Source organism: Arthrobacter sp. SLBN-53 (assembly GCF_006715585.1).
Lineage (GTDB): Bacteria > Actinomycetota > Actinomycetes > Mycobacteriales > Mycobacteriaceae > Mycobacterium > Mycobacterium neoaurum_A.
On sequence record NZ_VFNN01000001.1, the window covers coordinates 3,431,874 to 3,451,279 of the forward strand.

The window sequence follows — 19,406 nt, forward strand, 5'->3', positions numbered from 1 at the left end:
CGTCGTCACCACCGCACCGACAGCGACCGCAGGCCGTAGATGAAATGGAACGACCGGTAGTCGATATCGTCGGCGGATTCGGCCACGGCCAGTCCGGGGAAGCGGCGGAACAGCGCGGGGAAGGCGATGCGCATCTCCATCCGCGCCAGCGGGGCGCCCAGGCAGTGGTGGATCCCGTGTCCGAAGGCCAGATGCCCCGCGGCGCCGCGGTGGATGTCCATTTCGTCGGGGGAATCGACGAAGGCGGGATCGCGATTGCCCGCGGGCAGCGAGGCGAACACCAGCATGCCCGCCGGTATCGTCGCCCCCGCGACCTCCACCTCGGCGGTGGTGAATCGCGGAATCGCGTGGTGCACCACCGAAAGCCAGCGCAGCAACTCTTCGATCGCCGGGCCGATCGCATCCGGGTCGTCCCGCACCATGGCCAACTGCTCCGGCGCGCGCAGCAGCGCCAATGTGCCCAACCCCAACATGTTCGATGTCGTCTCGTGCCCGGCCAGCAGCAAAAGCCCCGCGATGCCTACCAATTCGTCGTCGGTGAGTTCGGCACCGTGCTCGCGGATCAGCATCCCGAGGATGTCCTCACCCGGCGTGCGACGCGCCCGGCTCACCAAGCTGTGCATGTACTCGCGGCTTTGGCGCTGAAGTTCCATCCGCTCGGCTATCGGCAACGCCAGGTCGAGCTGACGCGCCGAGCGTTGCTCGAAGTCGGGCCGGTCCTCGACGGGGACGCCGAGCAGCTCGCAGATCACCAAAGATGGCACCGGCAAGGCGAATTGGGATATCAGATCGGTAGGAGGGCCGGCAGCCGCCATGGCGTCCAGGCGATCGTCGACGATTTCGGCGATCCTGGGCTCAAGCCGTTTCATCCGCCGGATGGTGAACTCGGGAGTCAGCATGCGGCGCAACCGCTGATGCTCGGGCGGATCGAGCCCGAGCAGATTCCCGGCGCGGGCGCGGGCCAGCTCCTCGTCGGACATCGGCGGCGCGCCGGGAAGGGCGAACCCTGGCGGTCGGGAATTGGAGAAGTGTTCGTGATCTGCAAGGACCGCCTTGACGTCCTCGTAGCGGGTGACCAGATAGACCGGATTACCCAACGCGCTGACCACCGACTGAACACCCGCACCATCACGGATCTCGCCGAGTTCGGGCACCGGATCGAAACCGTTGCGCCGCATGTGGACCGGTGGCAGCATTTGGCTGGCTGTCATGTCCACACGCTACGCGCCGAGAACAAAATCCGAGATCAGGGCGTTGACGAGCGTCGGATTCTCCAATGCCGCCAGATGGGCGACACCGTCGAGGACCACGCTCGACGCCGCTGGGATCGCTGCGGCCATCGCCAGCGTCTCGGCCACCGGGAACGTCGCGTCCTCCGCTCCGGCGACCACCAGCACAGGTGTGCGCACGCGACCCAGCAACTCCCGCTGGTCCGGTCGATCCGGCACCACGCTGGCCACCGCCCACGAATTCCCGACGAAATGTGCCTGATTGGCGCCCACCGCGTCCAGGACGTCGACCACACACTGTGCGCAGTCCTCGAATGTGAACGGTGCGGCGAGTTTTTCGCTCGCACCGTGACCCGGTGGGTCGATCAGGACGACCTTGAAATGGTCGCGGAACGCCGCCGCCTGCCCCGACCACATGTCGCCGGTCATCAGCAGACTCGGCCAGAACACCATGGTGTCGCCGGCCCCGTCGACCTGGATCCGCAGCCGCCCCAACCGCGTCGCGACGGTTCGTGATTCCACGGCTCACACGTTAGCGTTGCGGACGCAGCGCCGGCCACCAGATGCGCGGACCGATCAGGGTGAACAGTGCCGGGATGATCACGGTGCGCACCACGAAGGTGTCGAGCACGATGCCCAACCCGACGATGATGCCGATCTGGGTGAGCACGATCAGCGGTAACACGCCGAGCACGCAGAACACCGCGGCCAACACGATTCCGGCACTGGTGATCACCGCACCCGTCGCCGAGACGGCACGCACGATGCCCTGCCGGTTGCCGTACTGCGGGGTCTCTTCCTTGGCGCGCGTCACCAGGAAGATCGTGTAATCCACGCCGAGGGCGACCAGGAAGAGGAAGGCGAACAGCGGAGTTCCGTTGTCCAGCGCGGGGAAACCGAACAGGTGCACACTTGCCCACCCGCCGAGGCCAAGGGCGGCCAGCGCGCTCAGCACGGTGACCGAGACCAGGATCAGCGGTGCCAGCAATGAGCGCAACAGCACGAACAGCACCGCCAGCACCACTGCGAGGATTGCGGGGATGACCACCATCCGGTCGTGGCGGGCCGCGGCGGCCGCGTCCCTGGCCTTGGCGTCGGAACCGCCGACGAGGGCGTCCGGACTGACCGCGTGCACCGAATTGCGCAGGGCGTCAACAGTATCGAAGGCGGCATCGGAGGCGGGCTCGGCCTGCAGGACCGCCGACCACTGGGTCAGGCCGGTATCCGATCCGCCGGTCGGTCGAGCCGACACCACCCCGGGTGTCTGCCCGATCGCCTGGCTGACCGCGGCGGCATCCGAACTCGGGGCGATCACCACCGTCGGGTCGGTCAGACCGCTCGGGAAGTGCTGCGACAGTGTCTCGAAGCCGGCCACCGACTCGGCCTGCACGCGGAACTGTTCGGTCTGGGTCAGCCCGACGGGGGTGCCGACCAGGCCCAGGCACAGCGCCGCCAGCGCGGCCAGGGCGCCGCCGGAGACCCAACCGGGTCGCTGCGCAACCCAGGAGGCGATCCGGTGCCAGGCGCCGTTGTCGGTGAGCGCCTTGGCGCCCACCTGTGGGATGAACGGCCAGAACAGCTTTCGGCCGAACAGGCCCAGGAAGGGCGGTAGTACCAGTAGGACGAAGATGGCGGCGACCACCAGGCCGGCGGCGGCCTGCACGCCGAGGCTGCGGTTGCTCGGGGCGGTCGCGAAGGCCAGCGTCAGCAGTGCCAGCACGACCGTGGCGTTGCTGGCCAGGATGGCCGGGGCGGCAGCCCGCACCGCTACCCGCAGTGCCTCGCGATGGTCCGCGCGTGCGCCCAGTTCCTCGCGGTAGCGCGAGATGAGCAGCAGCGCATAGTTCGTGCCCGCGCCGAAGACCAGCACGCTGGTGATACCGCCGGTCGAACCGTCCGGACTCAGGCCCAGGCCTGCGGCCACCGCGGTCCCGACCACCGAGCCGACCCGGTCGGCGAAGGCGATCACCAGAAGTGGTACCAGCCACAGGATGGGGGAGCGATAGGTGATGATCAGCAGCACGGCCACCACGGCGGCCGTCGCCGCGAGCAGGGTGAAATTGGCCCCGGCAAAGGAATTCGCGATATCGGCGCCGAAGGCGGGGCCGCCGGTCACCTCGGCCTGCAGGCCGTCGGGCAGGCGTTGTGACGTCGAGGTGCGCAGCTCCTGCACGGCATCGTCGAGGGCGAACCCGGAAAGGTCGGCGGGCAGCGGCGCCACCGACAATGCCGCCTTGCCGTCCTCGGAAACCCGTGCGCCCGGCCCGGCCGCGGCGATATCGGCCGCGCCGAGCGGTGTGCCGTCGGTGCGGCTGAACACGATGATCGCCGGAGCCTGATCGCCCCCGGGGAACTGGGCGCGCAGGGCGTCGACGCGCGCCGACTCCGCACTGGCCGGCACGGCCACCGGAGACTGCGATGCGGAATCTCCGCCGCTGAGCAGCGCCATTCCGGCACCCGAGGCCAGGATCACGAGCAGGGCAACAAGCCAGGAAAGTCGACCGGACATGACATCAAATATTTCAGATACTTAACTAATAATCAACCCTTGCCGATATGATCGCGGGGTGACACGTGAGGACCTGGAGCGGTTGATCGCCGGTGACGTCCGTGCCCTTACTGCCGAATCCGACCAGATCGGTCATGAGTTCGCGCGCCGGCATGACGTGAGCGCCAACGACTTCCGGGCGCTGCTGCACGTGATGGTGGCCGACGCCGCGGGGGAGCCGCTGACGGCCGGCGAGCTGCGCAAGCTGACCGGAACCTCGGCAGCCGCGGTCACCTACCTGGTGGAGCGGATGATCGCCTCCGGTCATCTTCGTCGGGAAGCTCACCCCAAGGACAGGCGCAAGGTCATCCTGCGCTACGACGATCACGGGATGGCCGTCGCGACCGACTTCTTTACCCCGCTGGCGAAGATCAACTCCGCGGCGCTGGCGGATCTGCCCGACAGCGATCTGGAGGCGGCGCACCGGGTGTTCACGGCGCTGGTCGGTGCCATGCACAGGTTCCGGACGGTCAACGACGGTTGAGGGTGGCCTCCTCGAGGTCGAGGCCGCGCAGCACGTCGCGCAGGACCTCGTCGTCGATGTTGCCCGCGTCGCGTTCGGCGATGAACACCGCTCGTTCGGCGGCCAGCATCTCCAACCGCAGGCCGCGGAACGCCGAGGCCGGGCTCTGCCCGATCTCCTCCTCGCTGCGCCCCAACCGCTCCCACGCCGCGTTGCGCCGCGCGGTGTTCCACCGGCGCAGCACATCGGCCGCGCTGTCCTGGATCGAGTTGCCCTCGGCGCGCTGCTGCTCGAGCAGCTCGTCGAGGCGGTCGGCCGCCGCGCGGGCCGCCTTGTCCTGGGCTGCGGCCTGCGCCAAGGCATCCGAACGCGCATCGTCACCCTCGACACCGAACCGTCGGATCACCCACGGCAGCGTGAGACCGTGCAGCAACAAGGTGCCGACCACCACCGCGAAGGTCAGGAACACCAGCTGATCGCGGCCGGGGAAGGCGTCCCCCGACAACGTCGTCATCGGCACACCGAAGGCGGCGGCCAACGACACGACCCCGCGCATCCCGGCCCACGCCACCACGAACGTCTCGCCGACCGATGGCCGAGGCGAGCGCAGGTAGGCGAAGACATACACCCACACCAGACGGACCGCGATGGTCGTGCCGAGCACGGCGAGCGCCGACATGGCGATCCTGGCCGGTGAGAATCCCGCCAGCTGGTCCACCACGCTGGGCAGCTGCAGCCCGATCAGCAGGAAGGCAAACGACTCCAGGATGAACTGCAGCGCTCGCCACACCGCGTCGTCCTGCAGCCGGGTGGCGTACCCGGCGTGGGTGGTGGTGCGCCCGCCGAGCAGCACGGCGGCGGTGACGACGGCCAGCACGCCGGAGGTGTGCGCCTCCTCGGCCACCAGATAGACGACGAACGGCGCCAGCAGGCCGATGGCGCTTTCGACGACGGGATCGTCCAGGCGCGCGCGCACGAACGTGATGGCCGAACCGGCGAGGGCTCCGACCACCACACCGCCGGCCGCGGCCAGCACGAAGGTGCCCAGTCCCGACGCCCACCCCGTCGATGCACCGACCGCCGCCGCCAACGCGACCTTGTACGCCGTCAGTGCCGTCGCGTCGTTGAGCAGGCTCTCGCCGCCGATCAGCGTCATCACCCGCCGTGGCAGTCCCAGCCGACGGCCCACCGCGCTCGCCGACACCGCATCCGGCGGGGCCACGATCGCCCCCAGCGTCAATGCCGCGGCCATGGTCAGCTCCGGGACCACCCGGAACGCCACCAGCCCCACCACCAGCGTGGTGACCAGCGGGAGGCCGACCGCCAGCGAGCCGATCGCGCCCGCGTTCCTGCGCATGTTGAGATAGCTGCTCTCCAGGCCTGCCGACCACAGCAGCGGCGGCAGGATCACGAACAGCACCAGATCGGGATCGAGCTCCACACCGTCGAAGCCCGGGATGTACGAGGCGGCCAGACCCGCCACGACCAGCGCCAACGGCGCCGACACGTCGAGGCGGCGGCTCACGGCGGCCAGCAACACGGCGGCCACCGATACCGCCAGCACCGTCACTCCCACCGCATCCACCTATCCTCGGTCACCATGCTCAAGCGTTCACGACGGCAGTCGCCGACTCCGCTGTGTGAGCATCTCCAGGCGATACCCCACAGCGCTGAACCGGCCCCAGTTACTCCCGGCAGGTGCCAGGAATGCGCCGAGCACGGCGAGAACACGTGGGCCCACCTGCGGATGTGCCTGTCCTGCGGTCACATCGGTTGCTGTGATTCCAGCCCGCACCAACATGCCACCGCGCATTTCCGCGAGACCGGCCACCCGGTGATGCGCAGTATCGAACCGGGGGAGTCGTGGCGATGGTGCTATGTCGACATCCGGCTCGGCTGAAAAATCTGGCAGGCTGGTCTGGCGATGACAAGGCACGCCGAAGACGCTGACCCCCACGCCGACCCGAGGGCGCCCGTGGTACTGCTGCGCGAACCCGGTGCGACCGGCCGCGAGCAGGCACTGTCCTTCGAGCGGCTGGGCGCCGTGGTCACCACGAATCCGGCCGACGACGCCGATTTCGTGGTCACACCCGAGCTGGAGCTGGACCGCGAGGGGTTGCGCAGGCTGGCCGCCGACGAGCTGGGGCTGCCGACCGCGCCGTTCTGGTTCGCCGGAACGGCCGCGGAGCTGACCGCGATCGCCGAGCACGCGGGCTTCCCACTGGCGGTCACCCCGGTCGCAGACGAGGCGGACACGGGGCGATCGGTGTTGTTGCGGCCCGAGGATGTCGGTCCGGCCTGGGACCGTGCCGTCGCCGCCGGACACCAGCGGGTGATGGCCGAAACGGTCGTCGAGATCGACGACCAGGTCACCCTGCTGACCGTGCGCACCGCCAGCGCCGCCGGTCCGGTGGTGCATTTCTGCGAACCGATCGGACACCGGGTCGCCGACGACGGCACCGTGTCGGCCTGGCAGCCGCACCGGCTGGCCCCGGCCGCGCTGGACGCCGCCAAATCGATCGGTGCGCGCATCGTGAACTCGCTGGACGGTCGCGGTGCCTACGCGGTGGAACTGCTGGTGCGCGGTGACGAGGTGTACTTCGCCGATGTGCGGCCGCGCCCCGTCGACGCCACCCTGCTGACCTTGCGCACGCACCGATTGTCGGTCTTCGACCTGCATGCGCGCGCGGTGCTCGGACTTCCGGTCGACACCATCATGGTCTCCCCGGGTGCCGCTGTGGTGGGCCGGGCAGGCGACGCTGTGCTCGACGTGGCCGCCGACAAGGCCACGGCGCTGGCGGTGCTGGCGCAGGCCCACGAGGTGGCCGAAAGCGATGTCTGGCTTTTCGGTGACGGGCTCGGCGCGGCATTCGCCACCGCCCAGGACGTCACCATCGCGCGTGACCGTGCGCAACGCACCGCGGTGTCGCTGCGTAGACTCTGGCAGTCGTGAGCGGCGACGAAGCAGACCGGGACAGGCCGACGGCGACGCCCTTCCTGCTGGCCCTCGTCATCATCGTGGTTGTGATCACCGCGATTCTTGTCATCAACCGCGGCGAGGGCGACGGTGATCCCCAACAGATCGGGCGCGTGGTGGTCGCCCAGAACGACGCCCTGCAGCGGCAGGACTATCAGGCGTTCAAGGCACACACGTGTGCGGCCAAGCAGGGCACCGAAAAAGAGGTTCTCGACCGGCAGCGGGATTCGGTGGCCAAGCACGGTGATCGCTATGTCGACGGGGCGGGAAACATCGCCGTCGTCGGCGATACCGCCACCGCCACCGTCAAGTACCACTTCGGCACCGCCGACGAAACGGACACCCAGGTCAGCGCGGACATGATGTTCACGCGCGAGGACGGTCAGTGGAAGGTCTGTTCGCAGGGTCCGGCCTAGCCGTTACGGTAGTGCTGTGTCCACATCCGAGAGCCCGGGTTACGCCGGTGACATCACGCCCGAGCAGGCATGGGAGCTGCTGTCCGACAATCCCGAAGCCGTCCTGGTCGACTGTCGCACCGAGGCGGAGTGGCGGTTCGTCGGCGTTCCCGACCTCGCCCCGTTGCGGCGCGAGGTGGTGTTCGTGGAGTGGAACAGGACCGACGGCTCGCGCAACGACGCCTTCATCGACGATCTCGGTAGGTCAGGTATCGCCCCGGGGGCCCGGCCGGTGGTGTTCCTGTGCCGCTCGGGTAACCGATCCATCGGCTCCGCTCAGGCCGCGACGGCCGCGGGTATCGGGCCGTCCTACAACGTGCTCGACGGTTTCGAGGGCAACCTCGACGAGAACGGTCATCGCGGCGGTACCGGATGGAAAGCCGTCGGCCTTCCCTGGAAGCAGAGCTGAGAGCAGCCATGAGTGACGTTCCCTCCGTGCGTATCCCCGCACCACTGCCCGACGGAGTCAGCCAGGCCACCATCGGCGTGCGCGGCGGCCTGCTGCGCTCGGGCTTCGAGGAGACCTCCGAGGCCCTGTACCTGACCTCGGGCTACGTCTACGAATCCGCCGCCGACGCCGAGCGCGCGTTCACCGGTGAGATCGACCGGTATGTGTACTCGCGCTACGGCAACCCGACCATCTCGATGTTCGAGGAACGGTTGCGCCTCATCGAGGGCGCCCCGGCGGCGTTCGCCACCGCCACCGGCATGGCGGCGGTGTTCACCGCGCTGGGTGCACTGCTGGGTGCCGGTGACCGGCTGGTCGCCGCGCGCAGCCTGTTCGGCTCGTGTTTCGTGGTGTGCAACGAGATCCTGCCGCGCTGGGGGGTGGAGACCGTCTTCGTCGACGGTGACGACCTGTCCCAATGGGAGGAAGCGCTCAGCGTGCCGACCCAGGCCGTGTTCTTCGAAACCCCGTCGAATCCGATGCAGTCGCTGGTCGACATCGCCGCGGTCGCCGAGCTGGCGCACGCTGCGGGTGCAAAGGTGGTGCTGGACAACGTGTTCGCCACCCCGTTGCTGCAACAAGGGATCCCGCTGGGGGCCGATGTGGTGGTGTATTCCGGTACCAAACACATCGACGGCCAGGGTCGCGTCCTCGGTGGTGCCATCCTTGGCGACAAGGAGTACATCGACGGCCCGGTGCAGAAGCTGATGCGCCACACCGGCCCGGCGATCAGCGCCTTCAACGCCTGGACGCTGCTCAAGGGTCTTGAGACGTTGGCGGTCCGGGTCGACTACGCGAACCGCTCCGCACAGCGGGTTGCCGAGTTCCTGGAACAGCAGTCCGGCGTGAACTGGGTGAAATACCCTTTCCTACCGTCACATCCGCAGTACGAGCTGGCGCAGCGCCAGATGCGTGGCGGCGGAACGGTGGTCACCTTCGAGGTGGACGGCGGCAAGGATGCGGCCTTCACGCTGTTGGACAGGCTGCGCGTCATCGACATCTCCAACAACCTCGGCGACGCGAAATCGTTGATCACCCACCCGGCCACCACAACCCACCGGGCGATGGGGCCGGAGGGGCGGGCGGCCATCGGTCTCGGTGACGGCGTGGTGCGCGTCTCGGTGGGCCTGGAGGGCACCGAGGACCTGATCGCCGATCTGGACCAGGCGCTGAGCTGATCGGGATAGGCGATGTCCAAGGGATCGGATGCGAAGAAGGCGCGTCGCAAGAAGCGCAAGACGACCGCTGACACACGGTGGGTTCCCGACGCGGTGATCGAGCAGCTCTCGGCCATCCAGGATGCGGTGGTTGCCGACCTGGCGGAGTTCGACGAGCGAATCACCGAGCGCGGCTGGATCTTCGACGAGGAAGAATCCGATGACGACTACGCCATCTGGTTCTTCGAGCCGTCCGGCGCGGTGGTCGAGGACGGCATCCCGGTCACCTCGTTGTGGCTGGATGCCGCCGAGGACGGTGCACTTGTCCACGTGACCTTCGTCGGAACCACCGACAAGCACAGCTTCACCCACGAGGAGCTGTTCGACCGACTCGAGGCCATCGAGTCCTACCGGAACGGTGACCCGATCCCGGAGTGAGTGACGTGACGTTGCGGCAGCTCCGCTACTTCGCCGTGCTGGGTGAAGAGCTGAACTACCGCCGTGCCGCCGAACGCCTGTTCATCACCCAGCCCGCGCTGTCCACCGCGATCAAACAACTCGAGCACCAGTTCGGCGTGGTGCTCTTCCACCGCAACACCCGCGAGGTCACGCTGACCGACCTGGGCGCGGCATGGCTGCCCCAGGTGCACCAGGCCCTGTCGGGGGTGGAAGCCGTCGTCGACAACCTGCTACTGCTCTCGGGCACCCGGCGCGGTGTGCTGCGCGTCGGCTACCTGATCGGCACCGGAGCCGACCTGTTGTTCCGATTGGTCCGCCACTTCGAGTCCGCCTATCCCGAAGTGACCGTCGAACCGATCGAGTTCGATTTCGCCGATCCCACGGCGGGTCTTGCCGACGGGAGCACCGAGGTCGCGATCATCCGCCCGCCGGTCGACCTGCCCGACCATCGCGTGCTCATCCTGGATTCCGAGTCGTGGGTCGCGTGTCTGCCGCGCGACCACCGGCTCGCCGACCGCACCGAGGTCGGGATCGCCGAGCTGCTCGACGATCCCATCGTGTGCGCCCCGCTCACGGCCGGAACGTGGCGGGACTACTGGCTGGCGATGGACGTCCGGGGCAATCGGCCACCGACCATCGCCGCGGTGGCGGCGACCTACGAGGCGGAGACGACGGCGATCGCGCGCGGGCTGGGGATCAGCTTCACCACCTCGTCGGTGGCGCGCTTCTATGAACGCCCGGGGATCGTCTATGTGCCGATCTCCGACCGCCCGCTCAGTCATACCGCCCTGGCGTGGAATCCCGCGACCCTCACACCGCAGGCAGATGCACTGGTCAGGCTGGTCGAAGCGCGCTGGGGAGTCGGCGGCGCCGATACCTCTGCCCAGCACTGATAAACCCTGCTTATAAGCAGATCAAAACATCAAACTTCCGATGTCCACAGGATGACGGTTGTCTGACCTGGAGGAGTTCGTCCCCACGTCTTGACCTGGAGTGACCATGACCGACGCAATAGCTCCACCCACTCATTCAGATACCCCCGCCGCGCCCGGCTCCGGCAACACGGTCGCCGCGCCCGGCTCCGAAGACGCCAAGCTGGCCGAGCTCGGCTACACGCAGAAGCTCGACCGCTCGGTCGGCACCCTGGCCTCGTTCGCCATCGGCTTCGCCACCATCAGCGCCACCACCGCGGTGTTCACCGGATTCGGTGCGGGCTACTTCACCGCAGGCGCGCCGTTCGTGTGGACGCTGCTACTGGCCGGTGCGGTGTTCGCGCTGTGGACCTTCATCGCCGCCGACCTGACCGCCAAGCTGCCGCTGGCCGGCTACTCCTACCAGTGGATCAGCCGGATCAACGGGCCGAATCTCGCCTGGTTCACCGGCTTCATCGCGCTGATGGGCTGGGTCTGCGGCATGACCGGCGTCGGGTTCATCCTGTCCGGCTACCTCGGCGGGCTGCTCGGCTGGAGCATGACGCAGACCACCCAGATCCTGCTGGCCATCGCCGTGGTGTTCCTCTGCGTGCTCATCAACATCTACGGTGTCCGCTTCGCCACCATGGTCAACAACATCGGGGTCAGTCTCGAACTCGTCATCACCGTGGGCGCCACCGCCCTGATCGCCGTCATCGCCTTCTCCACACCGGAGAACCACCAGCCCATCTCCACCCTGTTCACCGGTGGCGAAGCCGGAGACAAGGACTCCTACATGCTGGCCTGGCTGGCCGCCGCGCTCGGACCGTTCTTCGGTCTGATCGGCGTCGAGTCCGGTGCCGACGTCGCCGAGGAGACCAAGAACGCGCGGCGGGTGGTCCCCAAGACGATGTTCTATGCCTTGATCACCTCGATCGTCATCGAGTTCCTGATGTACGTCGTGTACGTGCTGGCCATCAAGGATCCCGCTGCGGTGGAGGCGAATTCGGCCGCACCGATCGAGGAGATCATCACCCAGCAAGCCGGGCCCCTCGTCACCAAGATCGTCGTCGCCATCGCGCTGACCAACATCCTGGCCTGCCTGCTGGCCAACATCCTGGTGGCCACCCGGCTGACCTATTCGATGGCCCGGGACAACATGCTGCCGTTCTCGCACATCTGGCGCCACGTCTCGCCGAAGAGCAAGGCCCCCACCTATGCCGTCATCGGGTTGGGTTGTCTGTCAACGGTTCTGCTGCTCTCGGCGCTGGTCAACGAGAAGGCCTTCAACTACATCATCGGCATCGCCTCGCTGCTCTTCTTCTTCGTCTACATCCTGCAGACCATCGGCCTGCTCGTCGGCTACAAGCGCGGCACGATTCCCGCGGCCGAGCCCGGCACCTTCGATCTGGGCCGGTTTCGGTTGCCGCTGTACGTCACCGCTCTGGTGGTGTTCCTCGGTGTCGCCGTCACCCTGCTCTTCCTGCCCCAGTTCACCACCAACAAGTGGGTCTTCATGGGCATCGTCGTGATCGCCGCCATCTGGTGGGCCACCGGATTGAAGTCACGGCTGCGCCGTGGCGACGCCGGTGCCGATTACGCCAAGACCCACAACCTCTAGAAAGGACCGCATCATCATGAGCACAGGAACCTCCAACCTCGTGGCCGTCGAACCGGGAGCCATCCGGGAGGACACCCCGCCGGGATCGGTGATCCAGTACAGCGATTACGAGCTGGACCACAGCAGCCCGTTCGCCGGCGGCGTCGCCTGGATCGAAGGAGAGTTCCTGCCCGCGGAGGATGCCAAGATCTCGATCTTCGACACCGGCTTCGGGCATTCCGATCTGACCTACACCGTCGCGCATGTGTGGCACGGCAACATCTTCCGGCTGGGGGACCACCTGGACCGGTTGCTCGACGGGGCCCGAAAGCTGCGCCTGGATGCCGGTTACACCAAGGACGAGCTGGCCGACATCACCAAACAGTGCGTCGCGATGTCGCAGCTGCGGGAGTCCTTCGTCAACCTCACCGTCACCCGGGGCTACGGAAAGCGAAGGGGCGAGAAGGATCTGTCGAAGCTGACCCACCAGGTGTACATCTACGCCATCCCGTATCTGTGGGCGTTCCCACCAGCCGAGCAGATCTTCGGCACCACCGCCATCGTGCCGCGCCATGTCCGCCGGGCCGGTCGCAACACGGTGGATCCGACCATCAAGAACTATCAGTGGGGCGATCTGACCGCGGCCAGCTTCGAGGCCAAGGACCGCGGGGCACGCACCGCCATCCTGCTCGACTCGGACAACTGTGTGGCCGAGGGACCGGGCTTCAACGTCTGCATCGTCAAGGATGGCAAGCTGGCCTCCCCGTCGCGAAATGCGTTGCCGGGCATCACCCGCAAGACGGTCTTCGAACTCGCCGACCAGATGGGCATCGAGGCCACCCTGCGGGACGTCACCAGCCACGAACTCTACGACGCCGACGAACTGATGGCCGTCACCACCGCCGGTGGTGTCACCCCGATCAATTCCCTCGACGGCGAAGCGATCGGTAACGGTGAGCCCGGTGAGATGACGGTCGCGATCCGGGACCGCTTCTGGGCGCTGATGGACGAGCCCGGCCCGCTGATCGAGGCGATCGAGTACTGAAGATCGGGCCGGGGGCCGTCCGCGCTGCTACTTGCCGTCGGATTCGATGACGCCCTGGGCGGCCCTGGCCCGATCCTCATAAGCCTGCCGCTTGGCCCGGTCGAACTCCAGGAACACGTTGTCCAGACCGAGTGCCTTGTTCATCGCGCGCCGGCCCTTGGGTGGCAGCATCTGCGCGGCCTGCGCGGTGAAGCGCAGCGGCGGCGGCACCGAGACGTGGGTCTTGGGCTTGTCGAGCGTCTTGACGATCGCGGCCGCGATCTCCTCGGGCTCGACGGGCTTGATCGCGCCGCCGGACTTGGTGCCCGAGATCAGGTCGGTGTTGGTGAACGGCGGCATGATCACCGAGACGTTGACACCGTGCGGCGCCATCTCATCGGCCAGCGCGGTGGTCAGGCCCACGACCGCGTACTTGGCGCCCACGTAGACCACCTGGCCGGGCAGCGGAATGAGACCCGACAGCGACGCGATGTTGATGATGTGCCCGCTGCGTCGGCGCACCATGTCCGGCAGCGCCAGCTGGCAGCCGGTCAGCACCCCGTAGACGTTGACCTCCAGTGAGGACCGCACCGACTGCTCGGTCTCCTCGAGGAACGGGCCGACGGGCATGACGCCGGCGTTGTTGATCAGCACGTCGATATGGCCGCCACCGTCGGTGCGGGCCTTGTCCAGGAAGGTCTCGAACGATTCGCGGTCGGTGACGTCGAGCGGGTAGCCGGACACCTGGCCGAGCTTGGTGAGCTCCACGACGGCCGATTCCTGCAGTGCGACGTCCCGGTCTCCGATGACGACGCGTGCACCGCGCGCCAGCAAAGCCTTGGCGGTGGCATAACCGATACCGCGAGCGGCACCGGTGATCGCGATGGTCTTGCCCCTGATGTTGTCCATGGCGGCGAACTTTACACGTGTCAAGTTTTTGGCGGAAGAGGGGTTCGCCAGCCGATATTTACGATCAGGACGAGCCGATGGCCGCTCCGGAATGCGCGGAGTCGCGACGCGTTGGACATTCGAGTGATGGCAGGAGCAATGGTGAAGACTCTGCGTTTCGTCCCGGTGCATCAGACAGACCCCCTTGCCGAACCGCTACTGGCCGAACTCGCCGTCGAATACTCCCGGCGCTACGGCGGCACCGAGGCCGGTGTGGCCCGCTGGTTGCGGGCGCACCCGGCCGAGGAGTTCGCCGCGCCGCACGGTGCGCTGCTGATCGGGCTGGACGACGGTGTCCCGGTCACCGGCGGGGCGTTCCAGCGCTTCGATGCCGACACCGCCGAACTCAAACGGATCTGGACCGCTCGTGAACACCGCAAGCGCGGCTACGCCAAGGCCCTGCTGGTCGAACTGGAGACGTTGATCGCCCAGCGCGGGTATCGGCGGATCTATCTGACCACCGGCGACCGCCAACCGGAGGCCGAAGCGCTCTACGAATCCAGTGGCTACACCCGTCTGAGCGAGCCGCTACCGAAACAGGGCGAGAGCTATCCGATCGCGTTCGAGAAGGTCCTGGGGTGACCGCCGCGCTGTCGGTGCTCGACCTGGCCCCTATCTCGGCGGGGGACACCGCCGCGGGTGCGCTGCGCAAGACGGTCGATCTGGCCCAGCACGCCGAGCGGTGGGGATATCGCCGGTACTGGGTGGCCGAGCATCACTATGCGGCGGTGGCCAGCGCCTCGCCCGCGGTGCTGATCGGGCAGCTCGCCGCCGCCACCACGACCATCCGGGTCGGCGCGGCCGCGGTGCAGGTGGGGCACACCACCGCGATCGCGGTGGTGGAGAGCTTCGCGACGTTGGACGCCTTCCATCCGGGCCGCATCGACCTGGGTGTCGGACGGTCCGGCCAGCGCCGCGCCGAGGCCATCCGGCAGACGCCGCGAGCTCAACGGCCGCCCCGGGAGCGCCATGAGGTGGACGGCGTCGTCGTACCGGCACCGTTCGACCTGTCGATCCAGCTACGCAATCCGCGGCTCAAGGGATTGATGGGGACGCTGCAGCAACCCGAGGCCGTCACCCCGGATTTCGGCGATCAGGTGGCCGATATCCTGGCGCTGCTGAACGGCACGTATCAGGTCGACGGCTTCGCCGCGCACGCCAGCCCGGGTGAGGGCACCGCGCTGCGGCCGTGGATCTTCGGCACCAGCAGGGGGCAGAGTGCGCGGGTGGCTGGCAGTCTCGGGCTGCCGTTCGTGGCCGCCTATCACATCGTCCCGGCCACCGCGCTGGAGGCAGTCGAGGCCTACCGCAACGCTTTTCGGCCATCGCAGGTACTCGCCGAACCCTATGTGGTGGTCTCGGCCGACGTGCTGGCCGCCGACGACAGTGCCCGCGCCCACCGCCTGGCCAGAGGCTTCGACCACTGGGTGTACTCGATCCGGGCCGGCGGCGGCGCGATCCCGTACCCCGACCCGGACACCGTGGGCCCGTTGACCGATGACCAGCTGGCCGTGGTGGCGGACCGTCTGGACACCCGCTTCGTCGGATCCGCCGACGAGGTCGCCGAGCGGCTTACCGCGCTGGCGCGGGTCACCGGTGCCGACGAGCTCGTCATCACCTCGGTGGCGTTCGACCACGCCGACCGATTGCGTTCCCATGAGTTGATCGCGACGGCCTGGGGGGAGCTGATTTCGTAAGCTGATGCGGTGTCACTGCTCATCGTCGCACTGCTGATGGTGGTGGGCGCTGTCCTGGTGCTGCTGCTGGGGCTGGGCGTGCGCACCCTTGTCGGTCGCCGGGCCGACGTGGCCGACAGCGCCGAACTCGACGAGAAGATCCTGATGCCGACCATCGTGGTGGCCTGCGGTCTGGTCGTCACCGCGGCCTTCGTGGTCGGCTATGACCTGATCGTATGACCTGATCGTGTGAGACCTGATCGTGTGAGACCTCACGGTTCGGGTGACGGTGTGCACAGCACAGCCAGCGCGTCATTGGTCGCCTGGACGCCGTCGGTGCCGATCAGCGCGGTCAGCCGGGTCCGCAGACGCTCCTGATCGGCTGCGGGCAGCCGCAACACACTGGAGTAGGTGGTGACCATCTCCACCCACTCGGCGCAGGAGTAGTGCGGATGTTCCAGGTACCGGCGACGCTCGTGGCTCAGCCCGGCCGCCGCCAGCAAGGGGTCGAGACCGGCGCCCTCGATATCCGCCGACGGTCTGTTCGGTTGGTCCACCAGACCGGCGTAGGCGCCGGCGAGGGTCTCGGGGGACGGTGCGACGGCCACGATCCGATTCCACACCAGCGCCAGCCTGCCGCCGGGGGCGAGCAGCCCGCGCACCTTGGCCAAGGCGTCGACGGGCTCCACCCAGTGAAAGGACTGGGCGAACACCACCAGGTCGAAAGCCCGGTCCCGCGGATCCCAGTCGGCAAAGGTCGCCTGCTCCACGGACAGACCCTTGGCGGCGGCCACCTCGGCCATCTGCGGATCGGGTTCGACCGCCAGCACGTCGGCGCCTGCCGCGCGTAACTGCGCGCCGGCGATACCGGTTCCGGCGCCCACATCGAGCACGCGGATCCCCTGGTGCACAACGAGATCGGCGATCAGTTCGGCGGGGTAGCGGGGCCGGTGGCGGTCGTAACGGGCGGCCGCCGAACCGAAGGATTCGGCTCGCTGTCGATCGGCGTGCAGCGGGGTGTCGCTCATCGGGCCGCCATCTCGGCCGCCTTGCGGATCGAGCCGCGCCACAGCGGGCCGTGCCCCGGCACCAGCACCTCGGTGTCCAGCAGGCCGAGCGCGGCCAGGCTGCGCAGGCAACCGTCCTGGTCGTGGTTGAAGATCGTCGGCAGCAGCTGCGGGCCGTGCCTGCTACTCAACGGGTGCCCGGTGATCAACGCATCGCCCGCGACCAACACACCGTCCACGACATAGGAACAGTGCCCGCCGGTGTGCCCCGGCGACGGGACCGCCATCGGGGTGCCCGGTAGCGACGCCGCGATGTCCTCGTCGAGGGCCAGCGCGGACGGGATGCCCTCATGGGTCAGCCCGCCCTTGCGGGCCAGCGCCAGCGTCCATGCCAGATAACGCGGCTGCCATGCCCGGGTCAGCACATCGACCGGGGATACCTGCTCCAGGTACTGCCGCTGTGCGTGACCCACCTCGGCAGCATGCGTATACACCGGTGTGCCATGGGTTTTCGCGAACCAGATGGCCGAACCCAGATGATCGACGTGGGCATGGGTGAGCAGGATGGCCCGGACATCCTCTGGGCCGAAGCCGAGCCCGCGCAGCGAATCCAGGACCTCGTCACGATGCCCCGGGTAGCCCGCGTCGATCAGCAACACCCCGGATTCGTCGGTCACCACCGTCCAATTGACGAGGTCGGTCTGGGCGAGGTGAACGCGTTCGGTGACGGCCGTCAGAACCGGTGCCATGGTGTGAGTGTAGAAACTTATATATGGCTGAACTGAAACTGGGCTACAAGGCGTCGGCGGAGCAGTTCGCGCCTCGTGAACTCGTCGAACTCGCCGTCGCGGCCGAAGAGCACGGTATGGACAGTGCCACCGTCAGCGACCACTTCCAGCCGTGGCGGCACGAGGGCGGCCACGCGCCGTTCTCGCTGGCCTGGATGACCGCCGTCGGCGAACGCACCCAGCGCCTGCAGCTGGGTACCTCGGTGCTGACCCCGACGTTCCGCTACAACCCCGCCGTCATCGCCCAGGCTTTCGCCACCATGGGCTGTCTTTACCCGGGACGCATCTTCCTCGGTGTCGGCACCGGTGAGGCACTCAACGAGATCGCCACCGGCTACGAGGGCGAATGGCCCGAGTTCAAGGAGCGCTACGCGCGGCTGCGCGAATCGGTGCGCCTCATGCGCGAGCTGTGGCTCGGCGATCGCGTCGACTTCGAGGGTGAGTACTACAAGACCAAGGGCGCCTCGATCTACGACGTGCCCGAAGGCGGTATCCCGATCTACATCGCCGCGGGCGGACCCCAGGTCGCCAAGTACGCCGGCCGCGCCGGGGACGGTTTCATCTGCACCTCCGGCAAGGGTGAGGAGCTCTACAAGGAGAAGCTGATCCCGGCCATGCGCGAGGGCGCGGAGGCCGCGGGCAAGAACGCGCAAGACGTCGACCGGATGATCGAGATCAAGATCTCCTACGACACCGATCCGGAACTCGCGCTGGAGAACACCCGGTTCTGGGCCCCGCTGTCGCTGACCGCCGAGCAGAAGCACTCCATCGACGACCCGATCGAGATGGAGAAGGCCGCCGATGCGCTGCCCATCGAGCAGGTGGCCAAGCGCTGGATCGTGGCGTCGGACCCCGACGAGGCCGTCGAGAAGGTGGCCGACTACGTCAAGTGGGGGCTGAACCACCTGGTGTTCCACGCCCCGGGCCACGACCAGCGCCGCTTCCTGGAGCTGTTCAAGCGGGATCTGGAACCGCGGCTGCGCAAGCTAGCGTGAGCCCGGTGCTGCTGGTCGCGGTCAGTCGCACCCGGTCGGCGCGGAACAGGTCGTAGGCGTACTCGAAGGGCACGCCCGAGGTGGCCCTGGTCACCCGGGTGATGGCCAACAGTGGTTTGCGACTGCCGATGTCGAGGCACTGCGCCTCGCGGGGGCTGGCGCTGACGACCTCGATGGTCTCGGTGGTGCTGGCCGGTGCCAAGCCATAACGGTTCCGGAACAGCTCGTAGAGCGAGCCGCCCAAGGGTTGCTCCAGCAGATCCACGGCGTGCGCGGCGACGAAACAGGACTGGTCCACCGACAGCGGCACCCCGTCGGCGTAGCGCAGTCTGCGGATGACGACGACCGGCTCGCCGTCCGGGATCTCCAGCGCGACGGACTCGGCCGCGGTCGCCGGTCTGGTGTCGGTCGCCAGCACCTTGGTATGGCTGCTGTGCCCGCCGCTGTGCAGCAGCGCGGGCAGACCGGCCTGTTCGGCCGCGTGGCGTTGGACGATATCGGCACGCACGAAGGTCCCGCCGGCGCGGCCGGTGCGCCGTTCCAGGACACCGGCCTGGCTCAGCGGCAGCAGTGCGCTGCGCAGCGTCGCGCGGGACACGTCGAAACGCGCGGCCATCTCACGCTCGGTGCCCAGCCGCGAACCGGGGCGCAGCGCGCCACTGGACAGCATGGACAGAATCCGGCGGCGCACATCCTCGGCGACCGCTCCCCCCACGGTTTC

Annotated in this window: 22 protein-coding genes; 14 read left to right on the forward strand and 8 right to left on the reverse strand. The window is 67.9% G+C overall.

The genetic code is table 11. The features are described 5' to 3' along the window. Positions 1–5: 5 nt before the first annotated feature. The 3 genes from FBY28_RS16400 to FBY28_RS16410 are packed head-to-tail and all read right to left on the reverse strand — an operon-like array spanning position 6 to position 3,738. Positions 6–1,211: a cytochrome P450 gene (locus FBY28_RS16400; protein WP_141868455.1), complete on the reverse strand. Its 1,206-nt coding sequence runs from the start codon at positions 1,209–1,211 to the stop codon at positions 6–8. A 9-nt stretch (positions 1,212–1,220) separates the two neighbouring features. Beyond that, entirely contained in the window at positions 1,221–1,751 is a 531-nt protein-coding gene (locus FBY28_RS16405) for an alpha/beta fold hydrolase (RefSeq protein WP_174241656.1), read from the reverse strand. 10 nt (positions 1,752–1,761) lie between these two features. Beyond that, positions 1,762–3,738, reverse strand: a complete 1,977-nt coding sequence (locus FBY28_RS16410; RefSeq protein WP_141868457.1) for an MMPL family transporter — start codon at positions 3,736–3,738, stop codon at positions 1,762–1,764. Positions 3,739–3,796: 58 nt separating this feature from the next. On the opposite strand from FBY28_RS16410, the gene FBY28_RS16415 reads away from it, so the two are divergent. Beyond that, the gene (locus FBY28_RS16415) at positions 3,797–4,261 is read left to right on the forward strand and encodes a MarR family winged helix-turn-helix transcriptional regulator (RefSeq protein ID WP_141868459.1); all 465 of its coding nucleotides are present in this window, start codon (positions 3,797–3,799) and stop codon (positions 4,259–4,261) included. On the opposite strand, the gene FBY28_RS16420 is transcribed toward FBY28_RS16415, so the two are convergent. Then, positions 4,248–5,825, reverse strand: coding sequence for a Na+/H+ antiporter (locus FBY28_RS16420; RefSeq protein WP_216847755.1), 1,578 nt, complete (start codon positions 5,823–5,825; stop codon positions 4,248–4,250). The genes FBY28_RS16415 and FBY28_RS16420 overlap by 14 nt on opposite strands. Positions 5,826–5,840: 15 nt before the next feature. On the opposite strand from FBY28_RS16420, the gene FBY28_RS16425 reads away from it, so the two are divergent. The 9 genes from FBY28_RS16425 (at position 5,841) to FBY28_RS16465 (ending at position 13,292) form a co-directional block, all read left to right on the forward strand. After that, a complete protein-coding gene (locus FBY28_RS16425) occupies positions 5,841–6,140 on the forward strand; it encodes a UBP-type zinc finger domain-containing protein (RefSeq protein WP_141868461.1) in 300 nt (99 codons plus the stop codon). Positions 6,141–6,164: 24 nt separating this feature from the next. After that, complete coding sequence (locus tag FBY28_RS16430) at positions 6,165–7,193, forward strand: ATP-grasp domain-containing protein (RefSeq protein ID WP_216847756.1); 1,029 nt, start codon at positions 6,165–6,167, stop codon at positions 7,191–7,193. Next, on the forward strand, positions 7,190–7,633 hold the full coding sequence (locus FBY28_RS16435) for an Rv0361 family membrane protein (RefSeq protein WP_141868463.1): 444 nt from the start codon (positions 7,190–7,192) through the stop codon (positions 7,631–7,633). The genes FBY28_RS16430 and FBY28_RS16435 overlap by 4 nt, the downstream gene beginning before the upstream one ends. A gap of 16 nt (positions 7,634–7,649) precedes the next feature. Next, positions 7,650–8,081, forward strand: a complete 432-nt coding sequence (locus FBY28_RS16440; protein WP_019513314.1) for a rhodanese-like domain-containing protein — start codon at positions 7,650–7,652, stop codon at positions 8,079–8,081. A gap of 8 nt (positions 8,082–8,089) precedes the next feature. Continuing rightward, positions 8,090–9,298: an O-succinylhomoserine sulfhydrylase gene (locus FBY28_RS16445; RefSeq protein WP_141868464.1), complete on the forward strand. Its 1,209-nt coding sequence runs from the start codon at positions 8,090–8,092 to the stop codon at positions 9,296–9,298. Between the two features lie 12 nt (positions 9,299–9,310). Beyond that, positions 9,311–9,715, forward strand: coding sequence for a hypothetical protein (locus tag FBY28_RS16450; RefSeq protein ID WP_141868466.1), 405 nt, complete (start codon positions 9,311–9,313; stop codon positions 9,713–9,715). A gap of 5 nt (positions 9,716–9,720) precedes the next feature. Further along, the gene (locus FBY28_RS16455) at positions 9,721–10,629 is read left to right on the forward strand and encodes a LysR family transcriptional regulator (protein ID WP_141868467.1); all 909 of its coding nucleotides are present in this window, start codon (positions 9,721–9,723) and stop codon (positions 10,627–10,629) included. Positions 10,630–10,735: 106 nt separating this feature from the next. Then, positions 10,736–12,268: an APC family permease gene (locus tag FBY28_RS16460; RefSeq protein WP_141868469.1), complete on the forward strand. Its 1,533-nt coding sequence runs from the start codon at positions 10,736–10,738 to the stop codon at positions 12,266–12,268. Positions 12,269–12,284: 16 nt separating this feature from the next. Continuing rightward, positions 12,285–13,292, forward strand: a complete 1,008-nt coding sequence (locus FBY28_RS16465) for an aminotransferase class IV (protein WP_141868471.1) — start codon at positions 12,285–12,287, stop codon at positions 13,290–13,292. 27 nt (positions 13,293–13,319) lie between these two features. Here FBY28_RS16465 and FBY28_RS16470 read toward each other — a convergent pair whose 3' ends face one another. Then, positions 13,320–14,180, reverse strand: coding sequence for an SDR family oxidoreductase (locus FBY28_RS16470; RefSeq protein ID WP_141868473.1), 861 nt, complete (start codon positions 14,178–14,180; stop codon positions 13,320–13,322). A 138-nt stretch (positions 14,181–14,318) separates the two neighbouring features. On the opposite strand from FBY28_RS16470, the gene FBY28_RS16475 reads away from it, so the two are divergent. From FBY28_RS16475 to FBY28_RS16485, 3 genes are read left to right on the forward strand one after another with little or no spacing between them, the layout of a single operon-like run. After that, positions 14,319–14,801, forward strand: coding sequence for a GNAT family N-acetyltransferase (locus FBY28_RS16475; RefSeq protein ID WP_141870275.1), 483 nt, complete (start codon positions 14,319–14,321; stop codon positions 14,799–14,801). Next, complete coding sequence (locus tag FBY28_RS16480; protein WP_141868475.1) at positions 14,798–15,916, forward strand: LLM class flavin-dependent oxidoreductase; 1,119 nt, start codon at positions 14,798–14,800, stop codon at positions 15,914–15,916. Before FBY28_RS16475 ends, FBY28_RS16480 begins: the two co-directional genes overlap by 4 nt. Positions 15,917–15,925: 9 nt before the next feature. Beyond that, a complete protein-coding gene (locus FBY28_RS16485; RefSeq protein ID WP_019513305.1) occupies positions 15,926–16,135 on the forward strand; it encodes a hypothetical protein in 210 nt (69 codons plus the stop codon). Positions 16,136–16,167: 32 nt separating this feature from the next. On the opposite strand, the gene FBY28_RS16490 is transcribed toward FBY28_RS16485, so the two are convergent. Both FBY28_RS16490 and FBY28_RS16495 read right to left on the reverse strand, forming a co-directional pair. After that, complete coding sequence (locus FBY28_RS16490) at positions 16,168–16,923, reverse strand: class I SAM-dependent methyltransferase (protein ID WP_141868477.1); 756 nt, start codon at positions 16,921–16,923, stop codon at positions 16,168–16,170. After that, positions 16,920–17,651: an MBL fold metallo-hydrolase gene (locus FBY28_RS16495; protein ID WP_141868479.1), complete on the reverse strand. Its 732-nt coding sequence runs from the start codon at positions 17,649–17,651 to the stop codon at positions 16,920–16,922. Before FBY28_RS16495 ends, FBY28_RS16490 begins: the two co-directional genes overlap by 4 nt. 23 nt (positions 17,652–17,674) lie before the next feature. On the opposite strand from FBY28_RS16495, the gene fgd reads away from it, so the two are divergent. Continuing rightward, the gene (fgd, locus tag FBY28_RS16500) at positions 17,675–18,685 is read left to right on the forward strand and encodes a glucose-6-phosphate dehydrogenase (coenzyme-F420) (protein ID WP_141868481.1); all 1,011 of its coding nucleotides are present in this window, start codon (positions 17,675–17,677) and stop codon (positions 18,683–18,685) included. Here the strand turns inward: fgd and FBY28_RS16505 are convergent. Next, positions 18,645–19,400, reverse strand: a complete 756-nt coding sequence (locus FBY28_RS16505; protein ID WP_216847758.1) for a GntR family transcriptional regulator — start codon at positions 19,398–19,400, stop codon at positions 18,645–18,647. The genes fgd and FBY28_RS16505 overlap by 41 nt on opposite strands. Positions 19,401–19,406 lie beyond the last annotated feature (6 nt).